Raw genomic sequence first — 10,714 nt, 5'->3', positions numbered from 1 at the left:
GTCTGAGATTGTCTGAGATTGTCTGAGATTGTCTGAGATTGTCTGAGATTGTCTGAGATTGTCTGAGATTGTCTGAGATTGTCTGAGGTTTTCTGAGGTTTTCTGAGGTTTTCTGAGGTTTTCTGAGAAATGCAAGAGCCGTACAACGAAAAAAGAGATGCAAATGCCTTAATACGCGTTTAGCTTATCAAAAAGGGGGATATAATGGCACTTTTTCCATTTTCTATTGCTGATATTGATGATCCGGAATGTATTCGTGTGGTTCTTTATGCTAGCGGAAGAATGGGACATGCTCCTTTGAATGCTCTGTTGAAGCAAACACGTCAAGATCTCCAATGTTTTGATAAAATACAGACTCAAAATATTCTCCAACTTACACAGCGTTTGGATATTTTAGAACAACAATTGAAAACGATTATCAAAGATCTTGAAGATGTGAAACACAAACAAGACGCTGAAGAAGCGGATAAAAGTAAAACGATGGGTGATTAACCATCTCGATTTGTGTCTCTATGGGATTTAGCTCCTTTAAAGCAGTGAGATAGATAGTTGTGAACAGGATAGTTATTTGCCTGTCCATAGAGCATTTATTTTTTTGATCAACCAAAAATGAAAAAGAGGTATTCTATAATGAAAAAATTGATTTTAATATTTTTAGCTTTGTGTCTTACTGGACCAGCTTCTGCACGTTTGAGGACTATTTCAGATGATTGTTCAGATATCGGCGGAACAATGGTTCGATCACAAATCATCAATAATATTTCTGTCATTCCATATAAAAATTTGCAAGGGGTAAATATTCTCTCTGTTTTGGAAACGAGGCCTACAGAAGAGCCAGAAATGTCACAAATTACAGGAAGAACATTTCATATTCAAAGTCCTGAGATTGTTGAGCTGGCCTATAGAGCTTACAGTACATCGCAATTCGTTGATATTTGTTACAGAAGTAACTATCCAATCAATGTTATTCGAGGGCTGAGAGTGCGTGATAATTAAGCGTATTATCTGTATTCGTTGTGACTTAAATAAGTGATGCTTGGAAAATGGTCAATCTTCTACACTAAGGTTATTTTAACCCTAGCAGTTTTCTGATTTACAGTTTTTACTCAGAGTATAATCGTTCATGTTTTACAGAATTCATGAGTGATCGGTATTGAGGATCTATCTTAAGATATTCAACTACAGTTTTTTCTATTTTAAACTGAGTAATTTTGCATCAATCGTCGTTTGAGCTTAGATGGCAATTTCATTCTAGCGTTTGGTGTTAGAAAGATTTTAAGCGTAGTGAGGCTGTAAATACTTGTCTTAATTGTCTTTGTTGACAGTATGCCGCTTGCGATAGGCAATAAATCATAGACACATTTTGAATCCGTAGAATGCACGTACATTAACAATGGCAGACATTTTCAGTGGTAGTATTGCCAATGATAGAGCTTGTGCATGCGATGTTTTGTTGTGTGAATAAGTCATCATTCACGCGGCACCAATAAGGGAAGGCTTTGCTGTAGAGCCTGTAAAATAAATCGTGCAACAAGCGGGGTAGGGGTCAGAATAGACTGAGATGAGGCAGCCTTATCACGGGCTAAAGCTGGTCAAAATTCTCGTCTTTAAGGAGGCGAGGAGGCTAAAAATATCCATTAGATTGCATGGGGATGCATTTCATGTCCGTTGCAATAAATTTAAAAGAGGTAAATTATGAAAAGTTTTTTGAAAAAAATATCCATTGTTTTGGTGATGATAGCATTAACAACAGGTGTTTCTCATGCTGGAGTTTATGAACAAAACGGTTATCTCAATTCGGTTCAAGTCGTTAGCGCAGGAGCACAATGTCGCCTAGAGCTCAGATACGGTATCAGCCCTACTTCAGACATTCAAAAAGGTATTTGGGGCTGTGATAACATTGTTGGAAAAAGTATTTTGGATTTGGCAAAAACCGCAGTCATTTTGAACAGAAAAGTAATGGTTATTTTTGAAGCGGGTCATGTGCCAGCAAAAAGGGTTTTAGCCATCACTTTAAAATAAGATCAATAGGGGTTTTTCTCCCTTTTTATATCTGTAACGCTTCAAGAGGTTACAGGTATAAAATATGGAGTGTATATCAAAGGTATAAAAATGTTTCAAAGAGCATTCTCAGTATTTTTAGTGACAGTTTTATTTTTTTTCTTTTCAGATGTAAATCTGTCATATGCTATTGATCCTCCCCATATGGTTTTCCGTATAGATGATCGCTCTCCATCTGTTATATTCTTTGGAGGAGGTTTTGCCCCTTGGGGGGATGATCAGGATATCATACATCATGTAACTGGGCACTCTATTGCTCAACAGACTTCAGCATTTGTGTCTACAACTGCAAATATGGATGCAGTTTACAGAATGGCGCGGCAACAGATTGCTAATAATCCTGATGAAACGTACTGGCTATATGAAATTATTCCAGATATAAATTTTTATTATGTTCCTAACTCACTCTTTGATACAGCCATGTCTGCTGACAACGTTGTTCAACATGAACAAGTTATGGATCTTTATTATGCATATTTATGGCAGGATGAATGGGCTTCGCTGGGGGCAATCAATACAAATCATATATACTCTGCAAGAAGTATTATGCAGCAAGCGAATGGTGATATTGTCATTGGTCCTAGAACCTTTAATTCTCTTTTTGTTGCCGCTCCATCACAAGTAAATTCGGGGACACTTCCTTCACAAGATTACACTTTTTTATCAGCTTATTATTCTGATAGCGAGGATGCGTTATCTCCAATGTCACTGGCATTTCTTGTAGAATCCTGTAACAGCTCTTCATCCAGTGGTCATATGGAGCGTTCTGGGGATTCTTCCTGCAGCACATACAAACATTCTGTTGATGATATTATGTATAAAATGAATCTATGGTATGAAGCTCTTTAAAGAATTACAGCTATATCTTGCTATTTAATCAAAAACAAAAAAGTAGGGAGATAGCGCATTTCTGTTTTATTTGATTGGTTCTGATGCGCATAGTGCGTAGGGCAGAGAAAATTTTTCGGTATTATGAAGTGTGATAGGGGTGCTATAAAGCATAGGTGTGACATCATCAAAAATGGAAGCGTTGATTTAACAGTATTTGTTGATCTCGATTAGAAAGTCCGTTCTTTTCTTTGTTTGGAGTTTTACATCAATAATTTCTTATCTTGTTGTCGTGCTGCCTTTTGAGAGTGCGGTGATAGAAGGCATGTAAATTTTATATATTGAAGTGTTTGTGTGTGGTGAATATGAGGGGTGTTTTTTCGTCATGTGATGAACTCTTCGGGCGGTGGGGATTTTGTCCATAAAGCGTCATAAAATATCGCTTTTTGTTCTATGGTGATAGAGATCCCATGAGGGGGAAAGAAGAAGGGGAAAGTCAAGTGGATTTTGCGAGCCAATCATGTAAACTGGAACGAATTCCATGCGGATATAAATCAGGTTCTGTTTGTTGCATATAGCGCTATTTGTTGCATAACTTGTGATAGCCAATTCTCTAAATAAAGGGATTTGACCGGTAGCAGAAAAAAGAAATCATTACGAGATAGAAAGAGTGCTTATTTCAGAATGTCTAATGCTTTTGCATGACATAAGGAACGCGAAACTCTGTCACGCCTTCCTTTCATATTTTCAAGTCTAGGGTTATCCATATATTTCCTTCAACTTGATCTTTATGCATGGGACACAAGGGAATTGGAGGCAAGGGAATTGGAGGCAAGGGAATTGGAGGCAAGGGAATTGGAGGCAAGGGAATTGGAGGCAAGGGAATTGGAGGCAAGAAATTAGGATGAACATTTTGGGATAAGCAAAAAGCCAATATGTTACGCTCGTTGTTTTACAGCGCGTTTGATAAAAAGCTAAGACATCTTTCCAATCCATTATGTGTGTAACTTTAAGGCGTTGTTTTCTTAAGAGAGTACAGAGCTTTTTTGTTGCTTGTCAAACAACATCAAATTTCAAAGCTGTAACATGTTTGAGAGAAAGAAGAATGAGAGCCTTACGGATTCAGAAGGGCAAAACTCTCTGAGCGATTCCAGCTTTTGTAAGCTAGACTTTATGTATGTCAGATGGGGGCTGTATTTGAGTGATTTCTGAAATAGGAAGACAGCCTTATTGAGAAAAATATAAAGGCATATTATTCACTCTTCGGACTATCATCTTTTTCCTTTATAATTTTCAAAACTATCTATAGCAATATTATTTAAATAATGAAGATAATGCCTTATGCTTTTATGTATCGTGTGTCTTCTTGGGATCATGCCTCTCACATAAAAACAGAATGCCTCAAATATTAAAATATTATTTGTCTCCGAATATACATTTATTGCATATTCATGGACTTGTTTTTAAAGAGATATCCCACTCCCAAGTCCCTTTTACAAGAACACTCGTCAATGGTATAGGGGTAAAGCCCCTATGAAATGTATAAAACTTATAAGGTATCTCCCTCATCTTTATGCTTCATAAAAGTGCAGGTTGGTACTCTCATATATTTTTCCAGTTTCCAATGTTACGAAAGCCTTGGTTCGTGAGACGATTCATAAGAGGCATATGCCTTTCTTATACAGTTTTTAATCCACATGCCAGTTCCGCTTGTAACTTGTAAGCGACATGGTTTTGGTTGATTTAACATAAACAGGTTTGAAATGAGAGAATCCTATGGTGTTCGGGTCTCTCATTCAACGTGCAAAACAATAAATACTCTTTATAAATCAATATGACATGTCTTAAAGAAGACGAATTGTTTATAGATCCGCATGGATGAAGAATCTTCGTCTTTAAAGGTGGTGAGAGAAAATCATCAGCCCTATTTTTTCATAAAGGGCATGAGAAAAGTGTTTTACAAGAATTTTATACGATAAGAATTATACGATAAAAAAAGAGGGGCTTTTGACATAAGAGTCTTGATCGTTTGTTGCTATAACCTGTATTGTGTACACAAATACTTCTATCATTTTTTGCTGTAAAAGCTTCTCTTGGGATATTAAAGGGTACAATCTTTATGGAAAAAAGAATCCGAGCAAGACAAAAGGCTTATTTCAAAAGATTATATCGCAAGATTGCTTTTGTTTGCATAATACTTTTTTGTATAGTGTTTTTGTGTTTTGTTGTTGCTAAGGTGGTTAGTTATTTTTCTTCTCATAAAAAAGTAACACAACAAGCACCCGTTGAATTGGTTATTCCTGTTTTTGATCTGCGCGTATATTGCAAGGAAATTTCTGCTTCCGTTATGCCCGATATGAAAAGAGAAGTTTATCAGCATTGTCTTAATTTGGAAAGTGAGGCCTATTTTGCTATTCGTGAAATGTGGGATAAGCTTTCTGATAGTGCTAAAAAACAATGTTTGACGATGGTCCGTCCTGGGGATGGAAATTATTTTCTCTTACGAGACTGTTTTCTCAATGAAAAAGAAAATAAAACAGGCAAAAGGCGCAATTACTTTTAAGTTTTTATACGGAAAGTTAAAAGGAAGCGAATTTTTATAAAAAAATAAAAGCCTCTTAAATGACTATCTGCCTCAAGACCAATAGCAACCTGATTTATTTATCTTGTTATATCGCACTTCTTATTTAAGGTGTGGCGACATAAGGTATGGATGCCGTCTTGAAATGTTTAAGGGGAGGGCGTGGTAGAGTTTCAGGAGGATTTGTTGCGCTTTTTAAAGGGAAATAACGAGTGTGGGAAATCCATTTCATAATGGTTTTAGTGAATGGTATAATCCTCATAAAATGTATAAAATTTATAGAGCATGTTCATCTTTATGATTTAAAAAAGAGTAAGCCGGTACTATCTCACACTTTGCTTGCTCCCAATGGTGTCTCTCGACAGCCCTTTAGCCTTAGAGACGGTTCATAAGAGGTACTTTAAGTCTTTTTTATTGTTTTTACTCCACGCAGGTTTTCCCACGTGTAACATGCAAGAAAAAGAGATTGATTCAACAGCAAACAGATAGAAAATGAAAAATCCTACGGTATTAAGTTTTCTTACTCAACACAACAAATATGAATTATCATTATAAACCAATTCACTGTACGAATTTTATAAGAATTTTCATTGTTGACAGACCAGTGTGACTCGAGAATCTTCGTTCTTTGAGGGGGTAAGTCAATAGACATGACTAAAATGAGTAAAAAAACTTCCTTTTATAAACATTCAAGGCTTCTTCATGCGTAAAACGCTGTGCTGGGTTTACAAATGTGCTTGTTTTATAATTCTAGTTTTCTTTATCAGAAAATACTTTATCAGAAAAGATAAGTGAGGAAATGCGTTAGGCCATTCTTATTGATAGGCTTTGAGGAGGGTATTTTGTTGAGAAGAAACTGATTTTTTAAAAAAAGTTTGATATATTGGTCGGGTTTTTCATAATTTAATATTTTTTTGTATTTAAATATTTTATTTTTAAGCTCAATTTGTTATAAATAAAAACTGTGATTAACTTAAAAACTCTATGGGTTAAAATAGAAATTGATAGTATCGTTAGCTTATTTGGAAAAGAAGATTGATCTCTTGGTGATTATAGGGCTTGAATAATACTTCGTGTTAATCTATCTATAAAAATCAAGAGGTTTTGTGACGCGATCGTGGATTATCGCTCGCAAGGGGTTGCTTTAGCGATGAAGAGAGGCTATATTTATAAAATAAAGAGGTTCGCGCAGTGACTCGTTGGGATGGAAGTGCTTGTGGTTTAAATGCACGAGGGGTAGAGAATATCGGCGTTTTTAAGAGCTGTGGTTTTAGAGCAAAAAAGGAAGCTTCTAATATTCTCTGGCAGGAATTTTTTCTTTGTCAGGTATGTTGTGTGTGTGTTTTCCTTTTTGTTTTCCACAAGATAATTATTTTTTTAGTGAAATATGGTTTATTTTAAAAAAAACACTTGGCATTTTACGTGAACATCATTAGATTTCTGCTGTTTGACAGAGAAAAAGGGAATTTTTGATTTACGATTTCCCTGCTGTTTTGTGATTTTCAAGAAAATATATGCTTTTATCAATATCAGTAGGGTTCGTTTGAGTGAAATAAACGCGGATAGCTTGATAATCGTATGTTAAAAATGATCAGCATTATCAAAAGATAATGTAATGAGGAAGCGTCAATTAAGACACACAATAAGACAAACACTCCAAAAAGGGATAAAGATGAGGCCACAACAAAATAGACGGGTACGCGGTCGCAATAATAACAATAATGGTAATAACAATAATAATCGTCGCGGTCCTAATCCGTTGTCTCGCAATTATGAAAGTAGCGGTCCGGATGTTAAAATTCGCGGGAATGCTCAGCAAATTGCTGATAAATACATAAGCCTTGCGCGTGATGCACAAGGTGCAGGCGATCGTGTTATGTCGGAAAATTATTTACAACATGCCGAGCACTATTTGCGTATTATTTTAGCAGCAGCTGGGCAAATGTCTCAATCGGTTCGGCGTGATGAAAATCGTGGTGATGAAAACGAAAATCGTGATGAAAACAATGGGCAAGAATGCGGTGAAATAAATCTTGATGGTGAAAAAAAGGATGCTGTTGAGGGTGATACAGATGTATTACAAATGTCGTCGCAAAAAAATGGCAATGGCCAATATGATAAAGCGCAAAATGGGGATGCGCGTGAAAACGCTTTAGAGGCTCTATCGGATGGAAAAACAGATCAAGAGCACAGTCTTTCTGAGAAAAATGTTGAACCTGTCAAAAAAACACGTCGTTCTCCCCGTCGACGTACTGTACGGACTCAAGATGAATCATCTCTTGAGCTTTCACTTACAACAGCAGAAAGCTCTAGCAATGGAGATGCATCAACAGCAACAAAAGAGGATTCTTCCTTGCCTGGATTAGGTGAGGGGATACAGAGAAAACCGCGCCGTCGCCGAGTGGTCAATCTTGAGGCAGAGGAAAATGTTTAAACCTGAAAGGTGCTGTATAAGCGCTTGTGGTGATGTTATTGGTATTATGATAGTAAATTGTATATACTCAAGAAGCCTCTTGCGCTTTCTTTAGATTTTCACGGGCAGTATTGAGACTTAACAAAGGATGTTGACAGAAAAGATTGCCTCTTTGCTGGGATTTAAGTGAGGGAATACAGAGAAAGATACGTCGTCGCAAAAAAATGGCAATGGCCAATATGATAAAGCGCAAAATGGGGATGCGCGTGAAAACACTTTAGAGGCTCTATCGGATGGAAAAACAGATCAAGAGCACAGTCTTTCTGAGAAAAATGTTGAACCCGTCAAAAAAACACGTCGTTCTCCCCGTCGACGTACTGTACGGACTCAAGATGAATCATCTCTTGAGCTTTCACTTACAACAGCAGAAAGCTCTAGCAATGGAGATGCATCAACAGCAACAAAAGAGGATTCTTCCTTGCCTGGATTAGGTGAGGGGATACAGAGAAAACCGCGCCGTCGCCGAGTGGTCAATCTTGAGGCAGAGGAAAATGTTTAAACCTGAAAGGTGCTGTATAAGCGCTTGTGGTGATGTTATTGGTATTATGATAGTAAATTGTATATACTCAAGAAGCCTCTTGCGCTTTCTTTGAATTTTCACGGGCAGTATTGAGACTTAACAAAGGGTGTTGACAGAAAAGATTGCCTCTTTGCTGGGATTTAAATGAGGGAATACAGGGAAAACCACGCCGTCGCTCAAGTGGTCAATCTTGAGGCAGAGGAAAATGTTTAAACCTGAAAGGTGCTGTATAAGCGCTTGTGGTGATGTTATTGGTATTATGATAGTAAATTGTATATACTCAAGAAGCCTCTTGCGCTTTCTTTAGATTTTCACGGGCAGTATTGAGACTTAACAAAGGGTGTTGACAGAAAAGATTGCCTCTTTGCTGGGATTTAAGTGAGGAAATACAGAGAAAACCGCATCCGTGTATTTTAAGAGGCAGTTCTTGTATGAAGAACGCAATGTCGTTGTTTTTATTTAATTCACACTTATATTTAATATTGTTCAATGTATTTATGCCCATTTCGCGCTGGTGTTCATGAATTCTATTATGTGAAATTCATCGGCTATCTTTGCTTAATAAAAGATGTAAGCTGGGCGTTATTGCTTTAATTTTCAATGTTACAACAGTTCTTCTTTTGATACCGGATCATTCATAAGAGGTATTTTTATTCATCCATTTCCTTGCTGGGATATGTAAAGAAATGATTTTGATTCAGTTTCTTACGAACAGATTTGAAAGGGAGAATCATACAGTATTTGAGATTCTCGTTTGACATGCAAAATAAATCATCACTATAAATTAATATGTTGAATTTTTGCACTCAAGAAGAGGTATTTCTTGCACGTTTATTAGCTTTTCCCAAGTGATGTCAGTTTTCTTAAAAATGGGAATGCGTTGACAGAAAGGTTTCTTCTTTTCCAAGATTTAAGTGAGGGGATACAGTAAAAAACGCGCCGTCGCCCGTGTGGTGTATATTTAATGCTTATCACATTGATTTATAATAATAATTCATTGTTTTGAATGTTAGGTGAGAGCCCCTAAGCCCCTAGAATTCTCTCATGTCCAAATTTGTTCCATGTTGAATCAACAAAAACCATTCGCTTGCACGTTGCAAACGGGGAGAGCCCGTGTGGATAAATTTGTATAAGAAAGGAATAAAAATGGCTCTTATGAACTCTCTCTAGCGCCAAGGGCTGTTGGCAACACCCACGAGTTGGCAAAGCGTGTGATAGTGTCGGCTTGCAGAAAATGTTAAATCTTCAAGGATGCTATGTTAAGCGCTTATTGATGTTAGTTTTCTTAATGAGGCATTATCTTCGAACTCTCTTTTGTTGTTTCAACAGAAAGAACGGCGATTAGAGCACCGGTATGATAATTGTAAATCATAAATTTTGTTTGTCCATCAGGGGTTAAAACTTTCAGTACAATATTGTGTTCTGAGAGGCTTTGCGACAAAATCTGTGTTTTTTCCGGTAGAGAGAGCGTATGATGGATAACGTGTGGGTTTTTGCTGGGAGAGGAAGATAACTCGGTTTGTTTTGGCGCTGATCCGGTTGTTATCACTTTATAAACAATTAAAAACAGTACGGTTAGAATAAGGAAAAGCGTTATTAAAACGGAAATGATCATTAAACCCATAAGTTTTTTTCTCACTCGTTCTACGGCAGGGTCTAAAGGGAGATCTTGAGGCAGAGAATTTTGCTCTGTGTGATGGTCTTTTGAAGGTTGCATTCGCTTATTATCCATCATGTCTTTCATTGATTATTTTTTTGAGATCTGATGGGTTTATGCTTTTAAAGTTTTTTGTGCAAGAGGTTTGTGGAAGAAGAATGCAAAAGAGGAAGCGATGTTGGTAAAATATCTTCTTTGTGGACTGTAGACACCTTGTCCTTTACGTTTTGGCTTTTAAGAAGAAAATTTCCATGGTTTGTTACAGACCAGATCAAGTTTACTTCTTGTTGATGCAAATTTGCATGTACGTTTATACATTGGGCAAAAATTTGTTGTCCATAAAGTGCAAACTTTTTTGTGGACGGTACCATGGCTTGTTCACAAGCTTGAGCCGTTGGATAGATTTTAACCATTGTATTGTTCGAATAGCAACTATTAAAATCATCTGTACATGAAACTAATAAGAGGATAAAAACAAGGGGATTCATCAATTATTTTCCAAATGAGAGGTTGACAGAGCGGACTCCAATTTGTCAGCCTAGGGGCTTCTTCACTGTTAAACGCTTTCAAAGTTTTTTAGTTCCCCTTTGAGAT

9 protein-coding genes are annotated in these 10,714 nt (G+C 36.8%); 6 read left to right on the top strand and 3 right to left on the bottom strand.

Going from position 1 to position 10,714, the window contains the following annotated elements; genetic code table 11:
- Nucleotides 1-204 precede the first annotated feature (204 nt).
- From ACFIJZ_RS07095 to ACFIJZ_RS07070, 6 genes are all read left to right on the top strand, one after another.
- Nucleotides 205-492 carry a hypothetical protein gene (locus ACFIJZ_RS07095; protein ID WP_273791311.1) on the top strand — a complete coding sequence of 96 codons (288 nt, stop codon included), beginning with the start codon at nucleotides 205-207 and terminating at the stop codon, nucleotides 490-492.
- Between the two features lie 138 nt (nucleotides 493-630).
- Nucleotides 631-996, top strand: a complete 366-nt coding sequence (locus tag ACFIJZ_RS07090; protein WP_273791312.1) for a hypothetical protein — start codon at nucleotides 631-633, stop codon at nucleotides 994-996.
- Between the two features lie 699 nt (nucleotides 997-1,695).
- Nucleotides 1,696-2,022: a hypothetical protein gene (locus tag ACFIJZ_RS07085; protein WP_273791313.1), complete on the top strand. Its 327-nt coding sequence runs from the start codon at nucleotides 1,696-1,698 to the stop codon at nucleotides 2,020-2,022.
- A 90-nt stretch (nucleotides 2,023-2,112) separates the two neighbouring features.
- Nucleotides 2,113-2,910, top strand: a complete 798-nt coding sequence (locus ACFIJZ_RS07080; protein ID WP_375631408.1) for a hypothetical protein — start codon at nucleotides 2,113-2,115, stop codon at nucleotides 2,908-2,910.
- 2,098 nt (nucleotides 2,911-5,008) lie between these two features.
- The gene (locus ACFIJZ_RS07075; RefSeq protein WP_273791315.1) at nucleotides 5,009-5,452 is read left to right on the top strand and encodes a hypothetical protein; all 444 of its coding nucleotides are present in this window, start codon (nucleotides 5,009-5,011) and stop codon (nucleotides 5,450-5,452) included.
- A 1,690-nt stretch (nucleotides 5,453-7,142) separates the two neighbouring features.
- Nucleotides 7,143-7,904 carry a DUF4167 domain-containing protein gene (locus tag ACFIJZ_RS07070; RefSeq protein ID WP_375631407.1) on the top strand — a complete coding sequence of 254 codons (762 nt, stop codon included), beginning with the start codon at nucleotides 7,143-7,145 and terminating at the stop codon, nucleotides 7,902-7,904.
- Nucleotides 7,905-8,270: 366 nt separating this feature from the next.
- Here the strand turns inward: ACFIJZ_RS07070 and ACFIJZ_RS07065 are convergent, their stop codons facing one another.
- From ACFIJZ_RS07065 to ACFIJZ_RS07055, 3 genes are all read right to left on the bottom strand, one after another.
- Nucleotides 8,271-8,417, bottom strand: coding sequence for a hypothetical protein (locus tag ACFIJZ_RS07065; protein WP_375631406.1), 147 nt, complete (start codon nucleotides 8,415-8,417; stop codon nucleotides 8,271-8,273).
- A 1,331-nt stretch (nucleotides 8,418-9,748) separates the two neighbouring features.
- A complete protein-coding gene (locus tag ACFIJZ_RS07060; RefSeq protein ID WP_273791317.1) occupies nucleotides 9,749-10,198 on the bottom strand; it encodes a hypothetical protein in 450 nt (149 codons plus the stop codon).
- 44 nt (nucleotides 10,199-10,242) lie between these two features.
- Nucleotides 10,243-10,608, bottom strand: coding sequence for a hypothetical protein (locus tag ACFIJZ_RS07055; RefSeq protein ID WP_273791326.1), 366 nt, complete (start codon nucleotides 10,606-10,608; stop codon nucleotides 10,243-10,245).
- Nucleotides 10,609-10,714: the final 106 nt, after the last annotated feature.

The sequence above is a fragment of the Bartonella sp. CL70QHWL genome (assembly GCF_042194855.1).
GTDB lineage: Bacteria > Pseudomonadota > Alphaproteobacteria > Rhizobiales > Rhizobiaceae > Bartonella.
This window is presented reverse-complemented; position numbering and strand designations above follow the sequence as displayed.

Excerpts from the sequence above, each read along its gene's own strand:
- ACFIJZ_RS07095 (WP_273791311.1), top strand. The coding sequence starts at position 205 with ATGGCACTTTTTCCATTTTCTATTGCTGATATTGATGATCCGGAATGT.
- ACFIJZ_RS07090 (WP_273791312.1), top strand. The coding sequence starts at position 631 with ATGAAAAAATTGATTTTAATATTTTTAGCTTTGTGTCTTACTGGACCA.
- ACFIJZ_RS07085 (WP_273791313.1), top strand. The coding sequence starts at position 1,696 with ATGAAAAGTTTTTTGAAAAAAATATCCATTGTTTTGGTGATGATAGCA.
- ACFIJZ_RS07080 (WP_375631408.1), top strand. The coding sequence starts at position 2,113 with ATGTTTCAAAGAGCATTCTCAGTATTTTTAGTGACAGTTTTATTTTTT.
- ACFIJZ_RS07075 (WP_273791315.1), top strand. The coding sequence starts at position 5,009 with ATGGAAAAAAGAATCCGAGCAAGACAAAAGGCTTATTTCAAAAGATTA.
- ACFIJZ_RS07070 (WP_375631407.1), top strand. The coding sequence starts at position 7,143 with ATGAGGCCACAACAAAATAGACGGGTACGCGGTCGCAATAATAACAAT.
- ACFIJZ_RS07060 (WP_273791317.1), bottom strand. The coding sequence starts at position 10,198 with ATGATGGATAATAAGCGAATGCAACCTTCAAAAGACCATCACACAGAG.
- ACFIJZ_RS07055 (WP_273791326.1), bottom strand. The coding sequence starts at position 10,608 with ATGAATCCCCTTGTTTTTATCCTCTTATTAGTTTCATGTACAGATGAT.